General features: G+C 59.8%; 13 protein-coding genes and 1 pseudogene. 9 read left to right on the forward strand and 5 right to left on the reverse strand.

Going from position 1 to position 16,839, the window contains the following annotated elements; translation table 11 throughout:
• Positions 1-67: 67 nt before the first annotated feature.
• The 8 genes and pseudogenes from ACJH6J_RS26410 to ACJH6J_RS26445 form a co-directional block, all read left to right on the forward strand.
• Positions 68-379, forward strand: a pseudogene (locus tag ACJH6J_RS26410) (AMP-binding enzyme); the annotation flags it as partial.
• Between the two features lie 66 nt (positions 380-445).
• Entirely contained in the window at positions 446-1,567 is a 1,122-nt protein-coding gene (locus ACJH6J_RS26415) for an acyl-CoA dehydrogenase family protein (protein WP_226519100.1), read from the forward strand.
• A gap of 42 nt (positions 1,568-1,609) precedes the next feature.
• Positions 1,610-2,689, forward strand: a complete 1,080-nt coding sequence (locus ACJH6J_RS26420; protein WP_226519099.1) for a BtrH N-terminal domain-containing protein — start codon at positions 1,610-1,612, stop codon at positions 2,687-2,689.
• A 76-nt stretch (positions 2,690-2,765) separates the two neighbouring features.
• Positions 2,766-3,176, forward strand: coding sequence for an SCP2 sterol-binding domain-containing protein (locus tag ACJH6J_RS26425; protein WP_226522214.1), 411 nt, complete (start codon positions 2,766-2,768; stop codon positions 3,174-3,176).
• A gap of 155 nt (positions 3,177-3,331) precedes the next feature.
• Positions 3,332-4,438, forward strand: a complete 1,107-nt coding sequence (locus tag ACJH6J_RS26430; RefSeq protein WP_226519098.1) for an NDMA-dependent alcohol dehydrogenase — start codon at positions 3,332-3,334, stop codon at positions 4,436-4,438.
• 1,148 nt (positions 4,439-5,586) lie between these two features.
• Positions 5,587-6,945 carry an LLM class flavin-dependent oxidoreductase gene (locus ACJH6J_RS26435; RefSeq protein WP_226519097.1) on the forward strand — a complete coding sequence of 453 codons (1,359 nt, stop codon included), beginning with the start codon at positions 5,587-5,589 and terminating at the stop codon, positions 6,943-6,945.
• On the forward strand, positions 6,942-8,018 hold the full coding sequence (locus ACJH6J_RS26440) for a 2'-hydroxybiphenyl-2-sulfinate desulfinase (RefSeq protein ID WP_226519096.1): 1,077 nt from the start codon (positions 6,942-6,944) through the stop codon (positions 8,016-8,018). Before ACJH6J_RS26435 ends, ACJH6J_RS26440 begins: the two co-directional genes overlap by 4 nt.
• Entirely contained in the window at positions 8,015-9,268 is a 1,254-nt protein-coding gene (locus ACJH6J_RS26445) for an acyl-CoA dehydrogenase family protein (protein ID WP_293021514.1), read from the forward strand. Before ACJH6J_RS26440 ends, ACJH6J_RS26445 begins: the two co-directional genes overlap by 4 nt.
• Positions 9,269-9,377: 109 nt before the next feature.
• On the opposite strand, the gene ACJH6J_RS26450 is transcribed toward ACJH6J_RS26445, so the two are convergent.
• From ACJH6J_RS26450 to ACJH6J_RS26470, 5 genes are all read right to left on the reverse strand, one after another.
• A complete protein-coding gene (locus ACJH6J_RS26450) occupies positions 9,378-10,658 on the reverse strand; it encodes a CdaR family transcriptional regulator (protein ID WP_293021516.1) in 1,281 nt (426 codons plus the stop codon).
• 863 nt (positions 10,659-11,521) lie between these two features.
• Complete coding sequence (locus tag ACJH6J_RS26455; protein WP_318986944.1) at positions 11,522-12,118, reverse strand: TetR/AcrR family transcriptional regulator; 597 nt, start codon at positions 12,116-12,118, stop codon at positions 11,522-11,524.
• A gap of 605 nt (positions 12,119-12,723) precedes the next feature.
• Positions 12,724-13,923, reverse strand: a complete 1,200-nt coding sequence (locus ACJH6J_RS26460; RefSeq protein WP_318986943.1) for an FAD-dependent oxidoreductase — start codon at positions 13,921-13,923, stop codon at positions 12,724-12,726.
• Entirely contained in the window at positions 13,920-15,308 is a 1,389-nt protein-coding gene (locus ACJH6J_RS26465; protein WP_318986942.1) for a cytochrome P450, read from the reverse strand. Before ACJH6J_RS26465 ends, ACJH6J_RS26460 begins: the two co-directional genes overlap by 4 nt.
• Before the next feature lie 21 nt (positions 15,309-15,329).
• Complete coding sequence (locus ACJH6J_RS26470) at positions 15,330-15,650, reverse strand: 2Fe-2S iron-sulfur cluster-binding protein (protein ID WP_318986941.1); 321 nt, start codon at positions 15,648-15,650, stop codon at positions 15,330-15,332.
• A gap of 114 nt (positions 15,651-15,764) precedes the next feature.
• Here ACJH6J_RS26470 and ACJH6J_RS26475 point away from each other — a divergent pair, with 114 nt between their 5' ends.
• Positions 15,765-16,763 carry a helix-turn-helix domain-containing protein gene (locus ACJH6J_RS26475; RefSeq protein WP_318986940.1) on the forward strand — a complete coding sequence of 333 codons (999 nt, stop codon included), beginning with the start codon at positions 15,765-15,767 and terminating at the stop codon, positions 16,761-16,763.
• The last annotated feature ends 76 nt before the right edge of the window (positions 16,764-16,839 follow it).

Raw genomic sequence — 16,839 nt, forward strand, 5'->3', positions numbered from 1 at the left:
CTACTATTCCCAACTCGTGACCGGTAGACCGGCCGGATCACAGAAACCTGAGGGTGCATGAAACCCGGGACGGTTCATCTCGTCGGTAGAACTGGAAAACGCGCTTATCGGTCATCCCTCAATCTACGAAGCAGCGGTCATCGGAGTTCCTGACGAAAAATGGCAGGAGAGGCCCTTGGCTCTTGTGGTAGTTCACCCAGGCTCTGAGGTGAACATTGACCAACTTCAGGTCTTTATCTCGCAGAAGGTTGCAAAGTGGTGGATTCCGGAGCGATGGTGTTTCGTTGCTGACATTCCACGTACAAGTGTTGGAAAGTATGACAAAAAAGCAATCCGTGCGAAACATGCGTCTGGACATTACAAAGTTAAGTACGTTTGATTCCCCTGAATATTTGCAGACTCGAGTTGTTGAAAGGAAATTGTGTCCACCTCAATGTCCCCATGGATGAATGCCGAATTGGTAGAGCTTCGCGACCTCGCAGCGAAGTTCTTGTCGGCCGAATTAGCGCCGCATGCGCAGCGCTTTGCCGACCAGCACCACGTCGACCGAGAACTGTGGAACCGGGCGGGTGAGCTGGGCTTGCTCTGCATGTCTATACCTGAGGAATACGGCGGAGGCGGTGGCACGTTCGCACACGAAGCGGTCGTGCTCGAAGAGCAGGCCCGCATCGGTGACAGTTCGTGGGGCGCTGGGCTGCACAGCGGAATCGTCGCGCACTACATCCTGCAGTACGCGACTGAAGAGCTGCGACGAGAATGGTTGCCTAAGATGGCATCCGGCGAACTCGTTGGAGCTATAGCAATGACTGAACCAGGTACCGGCTCGGATTTGCAAAGTGTCAAAACCAAAGCTGTACTGGCCGGAGACGAGTACGTCATCTCGGGCTCAAAGACCTTTATCACCAACGGCCAGCAAGCCGATCTGATAATTGTCGTTGCCAAAACCGACTCCAGTAAGGGCGCGGCCGGAATATCTCTCTTCGTAGTCGAAGCTGACCGGGCGGGGTTCCGGCGTGGCAAGGTTCTCGACAAGATCGGCCAACGCGGTCAGGACACCTCTGAGTTGTTCTTCGACGAAGTGAGGGTTCCGCGCTCGCATCTATTGGGCCAGACCGAGGGGCAGGGCTTCATTCAGCTCATGAACCAGTTGCCCCAAGAACGACTTATCGTGGCGGTGGGTGCAGTCGCGGCGATGGAGCTTGCCCTGGAGCAGACGCTTAACTACACGCGTGAGCGCGAGGCGTTTGGTCGGCCGGTCTTTGGCTTCCAGAACACCAAGTTCATTCTGGCTGAAGCCGCGACCGAAACGCGCATCGCAAGAGTGTTCCTCGACTACTGCATCGACCTGCACCTTGCGGGTCAACTCGACGTGCAGACCGTCGCTATGGCGAAGTGGTGGACCACGGAACGGGCTATGAAGGTCCTTGATGACTGTATGCAGCTGCACGGCGGATATGGCTACATGACTGAGTACCCCATCTCGAGATTGTGGGTGGATCAGCGCGTGCAAAAAATCTATGCCGGCACGAACGAGGTTATGAAGGAAATCATCTCTCGATCGCTGTGATCGACCGATCATTGACTTTTCTAAACAAATCTAGGAGTTCGAATGGCAACGGTGATTCTGCCCTATCGACATGAAGTTGCGGGCCATTGTGGTTCGGGTGCGCTACGTGACTTGACTGAGTGGGCGGGTATTCGTTTCGCCGGACACGTACCGGATGAAGGATTGGTTTTTGTGCTTGGCGGCGCATTGGACTTCTCCTACATCCGATCAGCGAAACTTCAACCGCCGGTCTATCTCGTTGGGCGTAGCGCCGATCTTGAAGACGAATACTTGAACCGATTGGGTGCGCAGTTTGAGACTCGCGCGACCGATGACGCTGACCTTGGATGGAAATGGGTTACCGAGCAGCTCGACGCGGGCACGCCAGTCATGGTTTGGACGGACATCGCCGAATTGCCTTATCTGCGCGCGCGGCTGAACATGAGTCGGCACGACGTCGTGGTCGTCGGATATGATGATGCCCAGGAAGTCGCTTATGTCGTAGATAATGATCGCGATACTGTCCAGGCTGTTCCGTATGCAAATTTACGGCGCGCCCGTGCTTCGACTGGATTTCCAGTCCCGACCCGCAATACGACTTACATAGTCGAGTGGCCGGAGTCGGCACCCGACCTCAGGGTAGCTGCGTGCTCGGCGTTTCTTCGTAGCGCTGAAGCCATGGAAGGCGCCTACATTGGCGCACCCATTGCGTCGCTTTCCAGTTCCGAAATGCAGGTGAGCGGACTGGCTGGAATTTCGTCTTTCGTTGAGGATTTGAACCGGTGGCCGGACCTTTTCGATGATGATTGCCTCGAAGCGGCGTTGTTTGCGCTAAGCGCCCTTATTCAAAAGGCTGGAACGGGAGGCGGCCTGTTCCGGAGCCTCCAGGCGCAGGGTTGTCAAAAAGTAGCCGAACTACTCGATTTCGAACCTGCACAAGAAGCTGCCGACGCTGCTGCGGCCGCATCCCGACTTTGGACGGGCTTGGCGTCGATCGCTTATGACCCGGAGGCCGACCCCCGCCGTAGGGCCGCAGATGCTGCTTCTCTGGCGGCGCAGCTGCCGAGTGCCGAATGGGAGTTGGCGACCGCGCTGAGGGCTGCGGGAAATTCGCTTCGTGGACGACGAATCACGAGCGGATAAGGCTGCGGCAAATATGGTCGCGCGAAGATTCCCGGAACAACCATGTGGTCAATATGTCAATAGATGGAGGAAAGCAATGTCCGTTTTTGGTGATGAGGATGAGGTCTACCGCTACTTGGGTGGAATTTTCCGGCGAGGTTTAGAAAACGCAGAGCTTGCGACAAAGCTTGCTAGGTCCGGCGTGGTATTGCGCATTCACTACACCGATCCTGATGCGATAGTAACCGTGGACATGCCAAACAAATTGATCGAGACTGGCGCCGCCAGCGCCGCTACGCCGAACGTCGAACTATTTATGACTGCCGACACTGGCAATAGGTTTTGGCTGGGCAAGGTAAATCTGACGGTGGCCATGGCTAAAGGGAATGTCAGGGCCAAAGGCCCTGTAGCCAAGTTGGTGAGACTAATACCGCAGGCCAAGAATCTCTTTCCGGAGTACCGTGCAATGCTGGAAGCGGAGAAACGCCAAGATCTTTTAAGTGCTTGATGTGGCAAGTCAATCGGCGCTGTCGTAGCTTCAACCGTATTCTTCGTTGAGATTCCCCGTGGTCGCGGTCGCATAGTAACCTCGCTTTGGGGTAGTGCTCAACGCTAAATTATGTATTTACTAAACATTGTTGCCACCGAAAGGACATATTCAACGTGAAGACACGTGCTGCGGTATTGTGGGGTCTGGGTCAGAAATGGGAAGTCGAAGAGATTGACCTCGACCCTCCGGGTGCTGGCGAGGTACTTGTACGCCTTGCGGCCACGGGACTGTGCCATTCTGATGAGCATCTCGTAACCGGTGATCTGCCAATCCCGCTGCCGGTTGTCGGTGGCCACGAAGGTGCCGGCACAGTTATTGAGTGTGGCGTGGGCGTTGATGAGTTCGCCGAAGGCGATTCCGTTATCTTGACTTTCCTGCCCTCGTGCGGTCGGTGTTCCTACTGTGCCCGCGGTATGGGGAATCTCTGCGAACTCGGAGCCGCGCTGATGATGGGGCCGCAACTCGATGGCACCTACCGGTTCCATGCTCGAGGCGAAGATGTCGGACAAATGTGCTTGCTGGGGACGTTTTCCGAGTATACCGTGGTGCCGAAATCGTCACTGGTAAAAATAGACGGTGGAATTCCCCTCGACAAGGCAGCATTGATCGGTTGCGGCGTTACGACCGGCTATGGTTCGGCTGTACGGACCGGAGAGGTGCGCGCCGGCGACACTGTTGTGGTCGTTGGTGCAGGCGGTATCGGAATGAATGCGATTCAGGGTGCGCGCATCGCTGGAGCGCTCACGATCGTGGCCGTCGATCCCGTGGAATTTAAGCGGCAGCAGGCCCGGGATTTCGGCGCGACACACACCGCAGCTTCAATGGACGAAGCGTGGTCAGTCGTTAGTGACGTCACGTTCGGCAAATTGGCCGATGTATGTATTCTCACCACGGACATCGCCGAAGTGTCCTACACGGGCGAGGCGCTCGCTTTGGTTGGAAAGCGCGGGCGCGTTGTGGTTACGGCCATCGGGCACCCTGACGACACGTCGATAACTGGATCCCTGCTTGAGATCACGCTCTACGAGAAGCAAATTCGTGGTGCGCTCTATGGTTCGTCAAACGCGCCCCACGATATTCCGCAGTTGGTCGAACTTTATGCCGCCGGGCAGCTGAAGCTTGATGAGTTGATTACCCAGGAATACTCATTGGATCAAATTAACGATGGGTACGATGACATGCGATCCGGAAGAAATATTCGTGGACTCATCCGATTTTGACATTTGACCGCACGGGATTGGGTCACGTCGTTGCCGCTACGGATTTTCATGCAGGGGCTTGGTCTCGGGCTCGGTGAAGATCGCCACGACTGGCCTGGTGAAGCCGCAGCGGGTAAATACTCACGCGCCGCGTAGCTTCGCCAGGTGCAGACGCGCATCAAACTCCGCGATCAAGAAGCCGAGTTGACTCACTGCGCAGTCAGTTACCTGTCCCGCGACGTCAACCCACAATGATGAACCCGCTACTCCTCGAGCTTTCCGATGACAGCGTTCCCGACACGGTGGCCTGCCGGGTTTTTGGATCTCCACTCAAGCGTTCTATACGAGGCGCAGAGAAACTTGTTTCGCAGCGCGATTGGGATGATGTAAATCTGATCAACGCAGGCCGTGAGATCCACGCCCACGGCCCCACCTTCGGACAATGATTTATCGCTGACGAGTTGCCCAGGTGCGGGATCAGCGCCGGCGAGAGCCGTGTCGCTCTACTGTGCTCGAAGGAGCGTATCTTGTTGTCCTCGTCAAGATTCGTGGGTTGAATCGTCGATCAGGTCCGTAAGTTCATGGCGGCCTCGTGCAGCGTCAGTTCGATGCGCAGTCCCCAAATCCATTGTGGTTGGCCAACCTCACAGAGCGCCGCACCACGAACGCCAGCTCTATCTGTGTATTCCATAAAAGAGGTTCTTTCCAAACGGATCGTGGGCTATCGATCGAAGCGCGCAAGAAGTCCACGCTCGGGTTGGCCGCACTCGATTGTTCATCGGGGCAGAGGCAGCGATTCCGCCGATCCGTTAAAGCATTGTTATGCAAACAATTACGCCGATCGCGGTGCTCAGTGCGCGGGTCGCCTGCGGAGCAACGCGCCTCGCATTGACCCAGCCTCCCGGCGATTCGACGCCACCGTGTCACGTGTTGAACAGCAAACCCGACCCCGGTTGGCGCGCCACTACGTTAAGTTCCATTTCGCCCCGGGGATTCGTACAAATCCGTCCTGAGAATTGTTGTTGGCAAGCGTCTTTCGTCGTGAGGCCGGATGTCCGTGCCACGCGCCGATAGACCCCGAGAACGCCGGGTCATAGCCGTCCGCCCCCATGCAATCACGCCGCTTTTAACCCTGTCCGTTGTGGTCGGCAGCGCGCATGCTCGTATACATGTCCCGACCAAGACACATGCACCTCGCCGGCTTCTTCTCCGCGGGAAACGTCACCCACGCTCACGGCGCCTGGCGGCACGTCGGCGCAACGAACGAGTTTCTTAGCGGGCGGTACTACAAGGAGATCGCCAGGACGCTCGAACGCGGGAAGTTCGATCTGCTGTTCCTGCCCGACGCTCTCGCGATCGAAGACAGCTACGGGCACAATCTTGAAACCGGCGTCGGACTGGGCGGCCAGGGCGCTATTGCGTTGGAGCCGACCAGCGTTGTAGCGACGATGGCCGCCGCGACCGACAAGCTCGGACTCGGGGCGACCGTATCGACCACCTACTACGCGCCGTATCACGTTGCACGAGTGTTCGCGACGCTGGACAACCTCTCCGACGGACGAGTCTCGTGGAACGTGGTCACCTCCCTCAACGACTCCGAAGCCCGCAACTTCGGTGTTGACGAACACCTCGAACACGACCAGCGGTACGACCGCGCCGACGAGTTCCTGGAGGCGGTGAAGAAGCTGTGGGCGTCCTGGTCAGACGACGCGCTGTTATTGAACAAGGCGGGCGGCCAGTTCGCGGACCCGAAGCGGGTGCGTTACGCCGACCACCGGGGCACGTGGCTGTCGGTGCGCGGTCCGCTGCAAGTGCCCAGATCCCGGCAAGGTGAGCCCGTGATTCTGCAAGCCGGTTTGTCACCGCGTGGACGTCGCTTCGCCGGCCGCTGGGCGGAGGCGGTGTTCAGCATTTCGCCCAACGTCGACGTCATGCGCGCGACGTATGCGGACATCAAGTCCAACGTCGCCGCAGCCGGACGTGACCCTGACCAGACAAAGGTCTTCACCGCGGTGATGCCCATTCTGGGCGAGACCGAGGCCATCGCCAACGATCGACTCGAATACGTGAACTCGCTGGTACACCCTGAAGTGGGGTTGTCGACGCTGTCGAGCCACAGCGGCGTCGACCTGTCCGCGTACCCGTTGGATACCAAATACTCCGATATTGTCGGCGATCTGGGCGACCGTCACGTCCCCACCATGTTGCAGATGTTCTCCGCTGTCGCCGGCGGTGCGGATCTGACGCTCGCCGAGCTCGGCCGCCGCTACGGTACGAACGTCGGGTTCGTTCCCCAGTGGGCGGGAACGGCCGAGCAGATCGCCGACCTGCTGGTCGACCACTTCGAGGCGGGCGCGGCCGACGGTTTCATCATCTCCGCCGCTCATCTTCCCGGCAGTTACGACGAGTTCGTGGACCAGGTGGTGCCACTCCTTCAGGAACGCGGGGTGTTCCGCGCCGATTACGAGGGAACGACGCTTCGGGAGCACTTGGGCCTCGATGTACCCCACGCGGAGGCGGTCGCATGACGACGGGCGTCGAGCGCGATGTTCTCGCGTACAGCAATTGCCCCGTGCCGAACGCGCTCCTGACCGCTCTGGAATCCGGTCGCCTGACACGGGAAGGCATCTCACTCGAAGTGCTCACCGGCAGCCAGGGTGATCTGCACTTCACCTACGACCACCCGCAGTACACCCGCTTCGGTGGCGAAATCCCACCGCTGGTCAGCGAGGGACTGCGGGCACCGGGCCGAACACGCCTTCTCGGTATCACCAGATTCGTTGGACGACAGGGCTTCTACGTGGCCGCGGGTAGCCAGGTAACCGATGCTGCCGGGCTTGCCGGCCGACGCGTCGGCGTCTCGTCAGCGGCGGTCCGCATCCTGCGACGGGAACTGGGTGATTACCGGCGACTCGATCCATGGAACCAGACCCTGACCGCTCTCGGCACATGGGAAGCTCGCGGCCTCCTTGCAACGCTGAGTCGCGGTGGCCTCGAACTCGGCGACGTCGAACTCGTCGCCATCGAAACACCGGGGGTCGACCTGCCGCCGGATCAACTTCACTCATCGTCGAGTATCAAGGGTGCGGACCTGTTCCCCGCCGTCGCTTCGCATCAGTCCTCCATCTTGGCGTCCGGCACGGTAGACGCACTCTTCAGCTGGTTGCCGTGGGCAGCGGAACTGGAGGATCTCAGCGGCGCACGGATCGTCTCGGACCTCAGCGACGACGACCGCAACATCTACGCCAGCGTGTGGACGGTGAGCGCGCGATTGATCGACGATCGACCGGATCTGGTGCAGCGACTGGTCGACGCGGCCGTCGACGCGGGACGGTGGGCCCGTGATCATCACGACGAGGTAGTGGCCATTCACGCCGAGAATCTCGGCGTTGCACAGTCGGCCATCGGACGGGGCTTCGGTGCGGACTTCAACAAGCATCTCGGCCCCGCACTCGACGACGAGTCGTTCACGATTCTCGAGCAAACCCAGCGGTTTCTGCTGGACCGTCAGCTCATCGATCGCGCCACCGACCTAGAACAGTGGTCCGCCCCCGACTTCCTCGCCGACAGCATCAAACGATTGACCACGATAGGAGCATGACGATGACATTAACCACCGACGCACACCACAAGGGTGCACAGGCGCTCGCCGATCCCGTCGCGGTCGCCAAGGACCTCGCCTCCACCTGGACCGACGGTCTGCTTGAACGCGACCGCGCCGGCGGCTCAGCCACCGCGGAGCGAAATGCTCTGCGGGACAGCGGACTCCTGTCCCTCGCCGTTCCGCAGGAGTTCGGTGGCTGGGGAGCGTCATGGTCGACGGTCTTCGACGTCATCCGCGAGATCGCCAAAGTGGACGGCTCCCTCGGTCACCTGTTCGGCTATCACATCGTGGACATCGCCTTCGTCGAACTACTGGGTTCGACCGAGCAGAAGGAGTCGACCTACCGCGAGGTGGCACAACACAATCGGTGGGCGGGCAACGCGTCGAGTGAGAACAACAGCCACGTCCTCGATTGGAAGGTCCGCGCGAAGCCGGTGGCGGACGGTGGGTATCGGTTCGACGGCGTCAAACACTTCAGCAGTGGTGCAAAGGGTTCCGATCTGCTCCTCGTGTTCGGTGTCGTTCAGGACGACTCGCAGCAGCAGGGGGCGATCATCACGGCGGTGATCCCCACCGATCGAGCGGGTGTCGTCGTCAACGACGACTGGGACGCGCTCGGCATGCGCCGAACCGACAGCGGCACTACCGAATTCCATGACGTCGAGGTGCGCGCCGATGAGGTGCTCGGCGGTCCGAACGCCGTGCTGAGCGCTTTCTTCCAGTTCCAGCGAGGCAGTCTCTTCGGCCCCCTGGTGCAGCTGGCCTTCGTCAACGTGTACCTCGGCATTGCGCGGGGAGCCCTCGACGCAGCCGCCGAGTACACCCGCACTCAGGCAAGGCCGTGGACACCGGCTGGCGTGACCCAAGCAGTTGAGGATCCATACGTTATCCGCACCTACGGCGAGTTCGGCATCGCATTGCAAGGCGCCGACGCCGCCGCGCGCGAGGCCGCGCGAGTTTTTGAGACGGTGTGGAACAAGGGCGATCAACTGTCGGCGGAGGATCGAGGAGAACTGATGGTTCTGGTGGCGGGCGCCAAAGCGCTGGCATCGCAAGCCGCACTTGACATCACCAGCCGGATCTTCGAGGTCATCGGAGCCAGGGGGACGCATCCGCGTTACGGCTTCGATCGCTTCTGGCGCAACATCAGGACCCACACCCTGCACGATCCGGTGGCGTACAAGATCGCCGAGGTGGGGAATCATGTGTTGAACGGCGCCCATCCGTTACCGGGATTTACATCATAGGTGCGGCCACCGCGTCGCGATGTTTGATGTTTGCCGGGCAGACAAACGTGATTCCACGCGGTTGTAGCTTGGAGACAGATGACCTCAAGGGAATCGCGTGACTCCCAAGCTAATGGGTATGACCATCCGAGTTGAGCACTGCTGCTCCGAACAACTCGCACATTTCTAAGGCGATCTCGACATCGAGCCGGTCGTCGGTTAGGGGGCGGCCCCGTCGCTGGGCTGCACGCCCTACTCGGTACTTGACCGTATTGCTGTGCAGGTGCAGCTCTTCTCCCGCTGACTTAAGGCTAGCTCCCGAACGGAGAAAGACTTTCGCTGTTTCACGGAGTTTTAGGTCGGCTACAGAGTTGCAAGCGAGGGGCCCGAGGGTATCGCGGACGAACATGCTCATCGCATCAATGTCATTGACGAGCAGAGAGCCAAGCGCAACCCCCGGATCGGCCGCGCTAATGAAGCGGTGCTCCGCACCTTCGGCCGCAATAGCGACTAGACGAGCCCGTTCCGCCTGGCGATGTGATCGCCGAAATCCGTCGATACCGGCGAGCGGTGTTCCTACGGCGACGTTGGGCACGTCCTGCTCTGACTCTATGAACCTGCGGAGGTGGGCCACCGCAGTCTCGTCGTTCACCGCAATCCAGGCCCACCCCACCAAACGGTCCACGGACAGATGCAGGGCGGACACGGCCCCCACCGCACGTGATGCACGTTTCAGGAGTCTCTTGGTCGTCTCCGGTTGTGCATCGTGTTCCTCTCGCGGGCGATCCCACCACAGGACGATCGCGGTATGCAGGGCGTCCAGTGGATACTGGATCATCTCGGACGTCGTGGCGATGTTGACGTCCATGCCTGCGAGAACGTCGCGTACTACCTGTGTGCGAGCTCCGCGACGATGCTCTTCCCACACCGTGTGCTCTTCTTGATACGTGCTCAGTAGCTGTTCGGAAACGCAGTCAATGTAGCCGAACGACACTCGCGTGATGTGTTCGTAGAGATCGAGCTTCAGTTCTGGTGACAGATTCGACCGTCTGATCTCGTCGATCACGAATCGCAGTCCTTGCTGATGACCCAGTCGATAAGCCCGCAGCAGGGAATTGGCCGGTACTCCACGCTGTGCCATCCTGCGGGCATGTTCAAGCGCCGCTGCGGGTGGTTCCACAATTGCGATCGGGATGTCGTAACGGAGGGTCGAAAACCAGGTTTCGACGTTCGCCGCGACAGTCTCGATGAGAAGATCTTCGAGTTGACCGTCCCCACTTAGCTCTGCGACCTCGGCCGCCAGAAGCCGCTGGATCAGATCCGGTAGATCGCGCAATTGCTGCCCCAGGCCACCGAGTACCTCGGCGACGTGAACGGGCATCGCCCTGTCAGAAGCGGGGTGAACCACCATGGGTCCATGATAGGCGCTACCTTTGTCTACTGGCGACAAACATTTCCTCGGCATTCATCGATAACCTACGTAGCTCTAGTTGAGCCACCGCGTTAATGTGGAAATCGCTGTTCCCGGCGGTGACCGGCGGATTTCAGTAATCGATATCGTGCGGCTCGCCTCATCGTAGGAGGACCTTTATGTCATTCATCGCAGCTTTCACTGTGTTGGCATGCGTTGCCGGCATAAGTCGGCCTGTTGTTGCCTGTGTTGGCTCGCGTCCGGATGTCGTGCGAGCACTCGCTTCGATCGGTGACGACTGGTTGGCAGTCGACCATGCTCGGGACAACCCACCGTTGTAGACGAAGACTGCTCACTGATCAACGGCCGGCAATAGGCTTGTAGTAGTCAGCTCTTGCGCAGCGTCAAGCGAGTGCTCCTTCGCCACCATCTGAGCCGTGCGCCGGGCCACTTGCAGTGCGAGGTTGTCTCTGACGTGCATTGAATCTGAAGTTGAATTAGCGCCAGTTATACCCAACGTGCGGTCACGGCCGAGTATGCGACAGTCGGTGCACGGCGTTCCCGCGCCCACTCACGCCGCTATAGGTCACGGCCGCACGGTTCAGCCAATGATGTCACGCAAAGCAACTCGCCCACCTGGTGCAGCTGGCACTGCCCGGTCTGGCCATGCTCATCAACTATGTTGCGCAACATCGCTTTTCGCACCCGCAGCATACCGGCGGGTGGTCGATCAACTGACATAGACTCATTTGGTGACGTAGACCCTCGTTGCTTCGCCGACGATCGCCGCTGTTGCAAGAACTTCCGGCGGGTCGGGAAAATTGAGCGTCACGGTTCGGGCACGCAGTAATGGTTTTCATCATCTAAACTCGAGCGACACCAAGAACGGCATGTCCCAAATCGGCAAGTAGAACCGAAATGCGTTCGGCGTCCATACCGGTTTCGCGGTATTGCAACGTCGACTGAATCGCTCCAATTGCGCCGTGGACTACAGCGCGTAATCCTGTCTCGTCAAGTTCGGGGCGGAGCTCACTGAGGACGTGCACCCACTCCTCGAGATATAGACGCTGTTTGCGACGTAACTGACTGCGCTGCTGCGCGGCCAGATTATGAAATTCGCGGTAGTAGACGATGGCGAGTTCGCGTTGGTCCAAAACGAGCGCTACATGGTCCGCGACGAGGGCGGTCAGTGCCTCGGCGTCGTCACGGCTCTGTTCGACGATCGAGGAAGCACGCTGCAGTAGCGTGTCGATCACTTGCTCGAATAGCGCCGCCAGCAAGCCTGCCTTGCTTTCGAAGTGTCGGTAAATCGCCGGACCGACGACGCCAGCGGAATCGCCGATATCGGCCATCGATGCGGAATGATATCCGCGGTCCGCGATAATCTGCGCGGCTGCCGTCAGAATCCGCGCTCGACGTTCATCGCCCCTTCTGCGACCGTCGGCGACCGTCAGACTCATAGCCGACCTTCCTTTCGCGGAAAAGGGTGGTTGTCTGGACCGTGCACGACGCCTGCGGAGTCGAAGCACCGCCCGTGATGTTAGCATTGATTCACTTACTCAAGCTGAACCTCCCGACATCAGCACCGAACGTGAATTGTGCTCCGAACGACTTGGCCTGCGAGGCTTTCTCGTCTGTAAGAAGCGCGCTACGTGCAATTCGCGGACGGGCCAGCGCGAATCATCAATGTGCGTTTCAGACGTCGCTGGACCGCATGACATCGCCGTACATCTAGGCATGTCGCGCTCGAAGGTCGAGGCGTTGCTTGGCCGCTACTGGATGGCTCCAGACCAGAACACCAGGTTTGGTGGTGCGCCGAACCACACCATATCGCTGTGAGCACTCCGAGCCCGGGACCTGGTGCGTCTCGATGATCAAAAAGCCGGGCCGCCATGTCAGCGCAACCACAGCGGCGTGGAATACGCCAACGTCAATCACGCGGTCGATGAGCACTCGCGGGTGACGTATAAGGAGACCGGGACTGCCCCCGGATTGGACGACTCCTCACCAGTGAGGAGTCGTCCTTGCTGAGCTGATCAACCCCCGTTCCGAGACGTTTGGCGGTTCAAGCTGAACCGGCGAGCAGTTCGGCGCGGTCGGTGGGAAGACGTTTGGTGATGGCCTGTTTAGCAAGCATGAAATCGCGTGGTCGATTGACGCAGTCGGCGGCGATGAGTTCGCCATCGCGGAAGTAAAAGCAACTGAATTCTCTATGGTGCGATGGTTCGCCGCTGAGTACGACTTCGTCGTATCCGGTGTTCAGACCGGCGATCTGGAGTTTGAGGTCGTACTGGTCGGACCAGAACCACGGTAGCGCAGCGATGGCGCTGCGCTTCCCGCAGATGGTCGCCGCGGCGATCTTGGCCTGCTCGCCGGCGCTCGGCACCGATTCCAGCCGAATGCGTGAACCGTATCGGGCCATCACGTGGCTGGTGCAGTCGCCGGCGGCCACGATGTCCGGATCGCTGGTGCGGGCCTGGTCATCGATCGCGATGCCGTTGTCGACGGATAATCCTGCGGCTGAAGCGAGTTCGGTGTTGGGTACCACGCCGATACCGACGATCACCACATCGGCAGGAAGTAATGCGCCGTCCGCCAGCACTACCTCTCGCACGTTGCCGTTGCCGGTGAAGGCTTCGACGAGGGCCTGAGTTCTGATGTCCACGCCCGCGTCGCGGTGGATCCGCGTGAAGAACGCGGACACTTCCGGCGCGGTGACCCGTTCAAGTACACGATCCGTCGCCTCCAGGACAGTGACCTGCATGCCCAGCGAACACAACGAGGCCGCTGTCTCCAACCCGATGTAGCCGCCCCCCACGATTACGACCCGATGGCCGGGTACAGCAGCTGCTCGGATCGATTCGACGTCAGCCGCGGTGCGCAAGTAGTGAATCCCGCGAAGGTTCGCCCCCGGAATCGGCAGTTGCCTAGCCCTCGCGCCGACACACAACGCGAGCTTGGTATAGCTCACCGTGTCGCCGGTATCCAATAACACGCGCCCCGCAGCCCGGTCGATCGAATCCACGGTCGAGTGCACAAGCTTAATGTCCTGCTTGGGGTAAAAATCGGCACTGCGGATCAGGAGTTCGTCGAGGTTGCTCTTACCGGCCAGGTAGGTCTTCGACAACGGCGGACGGTGATATGGCAGTTTCCCCTCATCTCCGATCAGGACGATCTCGCCGGCCCAACCGTCACGCCGGAGATTGCCCGCCAGCTGCGCGCCGGCGTGGCTGGCTCCGACGATCACCGCCCGTTCGGGCGTCATGCACTCTCTTTAGGGGTGAGGCGGACCATCAACTTGCTGATGCCCCGAATGAAATTCGATTGCACGTACTCAGGCTCGCCGATGACCTCGATGTTCTCGAAGCGTGGGAGCAGTTCCTCCCACAGGATCCGCAGCTGAAGCTCGGCGAGCCGGTTGCCCATGCACCGGTGCACGCCGAACCCGAAGGCGATGTGATTGCGGGCGTTGCTTCGATCGATGATCAACTCGTCGGGCCGCTCGAAGACACGCTCATCCCGATTGCCCGAGGCGTACCACATCACCAGCTTGTCGCCCTTGCGGATGAACTGCCCGTTCAGCATGGTGTCCTTCTTCGCGACGCGCCGCATGTACGCTAAGGGGGTCTGCCACCGGATGATCTCGGGAACCATTCCGGGGATCAGGTCGGGATTCGCCTTCAGTTTCTCGAACTGGTCGGGGAACTCGTTGAGGGCCAGCACCCCGCCACTCATCGAGTTACGCGTGGTGTCATTGCCCCCGATGATGAGCAGCAGCAGGTTGCCCAGAAACTCCATCGGGCGGTCGATGAGATCTTTCGTTTCGTCGTTGCTCTGCAGCATCGTGATCAGATCGAATCCGGGCTCTTCCCCGCTGGCCGTTCGAGCCGCCTTGTCGCGCCAGAGCGCACCGAGCCCCTGCGCCATATCAACCATGCCGCGGAAAATCTCGTCGTTGTCGGACGGACCACCGTTGGCCTGCTCCATGGAGCCGGCCAGATCCGACCACTCCACCAGCTTGCGGCGCTGCTCGTACGGGAAGTCCAACAGCGTCGCCAGCATGCGTGCGGTCAGCTCGACGGAGACGTTCTGTACCCACTCGAACGGCTCGTTCACCGGCAGGTCGTCCAACACCTCCCGAACGCGTGAGCGGATCAACCCCTCCATCTCACGCAGGTTCTTCGGCGCCACAACTCCCTGAACGGTCGCGCGCTGGCGGTCGTGGCGCGGCGGGTCCATCGCGATGAACATCGCGACGTCCATGAAGCGGGGCGGAGTGCCGATGATGATGAACGGTTCCGCCGAGAACACCTCGTGGTTCTTGTCCACGGCGATGATGTCCTCGTGCCGGGTCACCGACCAAAACGGACCGAACGGACTCTTCGCCTGGTAATGGACCGGAGCCTCGTTGCGCACCCGCTCGAAGTAGGACTGCCAGCGACCCTGACGGTAGAGGAACGGGTTGCTGAGATCGATATCAGCCAAGTCGACGTCCTCGACCGGCGGGATGGGGGTCTCGGTGAACATCTTCTGGCCGTTCGTCCCGGTGATCAACCGGCGCATCTTGTCGTAGCCGTGAGCGCCCCTCAGTTGCATCTTCACGGGCAGCGTGGACTGGACTTTCGCGGTGACTGCTGAGGAAATACTCATCTTTTACTCCCCTCTCGTGGTCTACAGTTGGAATTCGGGCAGTTCGACGGTCAAACCGTCCCAAGCCTCAGACACGACCATCTGGCACGACAGTCTCGAAGTTGGTTGACGCTCGGGATGCATGCTGAGCATGTCTTCTTCGATCGCTCCCGAGCTACCCACCTTGTCCGACCACTCGTGGTCCACGATCACGTGGCACGTGCCGCAGGCGGCTTCCCCGCCGCAATCGCCGTCGATTCCGGGTACCGCGTTGTTCAGCGCGATCTGCATTAACGATTGACCCTCGACAAGGGTCGCTTCGTACGACTCACCATCGTGAGAGACAAAGGTTACGACTGCCATAACTGCCCGTCCTTTACTCGCGTATCCACCTTCCAATTGTTGCCGTGAGCAATCGGTATCGCTATGTTCGAAGCAGTCAGAGAAGTGTGGATTTAGCTCACAAGGGGGTGGGCTGTGGAGCTCGAAGACGCGGGCATGCCAGCGCTGGCTTTCCTTCAGATGCTCGACAGCGACGCGCTCGGGCGTGAGGCGGTGGACGCTCTCCGTGACATCATGGTTCGAGAGCACGTCAACGAGTCGATGTTGGTCGGACCCGACGCACAGGTCCCCTTAAGATGGTTTAAAGAGATATATCCCGATTTCAACGTTGATCACGGCACCCGTCTGGGTTTCGCATTCGCTGAACATGCCAAACTGACGTCATTCGGGGCACTCAGCGTTCCCCTGGTCAGTGCGGGCTCCGTAGCCGAGGTCGTCGAGTTGCTGGCCTATCTGCCAGTGATAACGACTGCCCTGAGCCCGTCGTTCCACTCGACTGAACGCGGACTAACGATCGGGCTCACGGGCCGCACAGGTGACGTTGGCCTGAATTGTCTGGCCGTTACCTACGGCGGACTCGCATTGCTGCGGATGCTCAACATGCTAGCCGGTGCTGTACCCAGTGTTGAACTGCATCTAAGTCAGTCAGCCCCGGGTGGCTGGGTTTCGGACAAGGAAACGCCGACCGGGCGCCTCTTCTTCGGCGCCCCTACCTCGTTTATTCACGTACCCGTGGACACGCTTGACGAGGTCTGTCGATTCTCGGATCCTGTTGCGTATCGGATTGCCGTCGCCGACCTGCAGCGCGTTCTCGACCGGCAGCGTGATGCGTCGTTCACTGAGCAAATAAGACAGCTTCTGGAGAAGGATCTCGCACAGGCGAGCAGCAGCCGTGCCGCAGGCGAGCTCTCGATGTCCACGAGCACCTTGAAACGGCGCCTCTCGGAGGAGGGGACCACCTTCCGCGAGTTGCGTCAGACCTTCATGCAGGAGCGGGCGATCGTGCGACTCCTCGACCGATCAGTGTCGGTAAGCGAGATCGCGGCAGAGCTCGGCTACACCGACCCCACAAACTTCATACACGCTTTGAAACGCTGGACCGGTCGGTCCCCCAGCTATTTCAGACGCCCTTGAATTGTTTGGCTTCCATATGCTCGCCGATCCCGGCGGGAACGCGGCTCTCATCGACTTCGGTTCGCGCTGCGCCTTG

The organism is Mycobacterium sp. SMC-18 (assembly GCF_045310895.1).
GTDB lineage: Bacteria > Actinomycetota > Actinomycetes > Mycobacteriales > Mycobacteriaceae > Mycobacterium.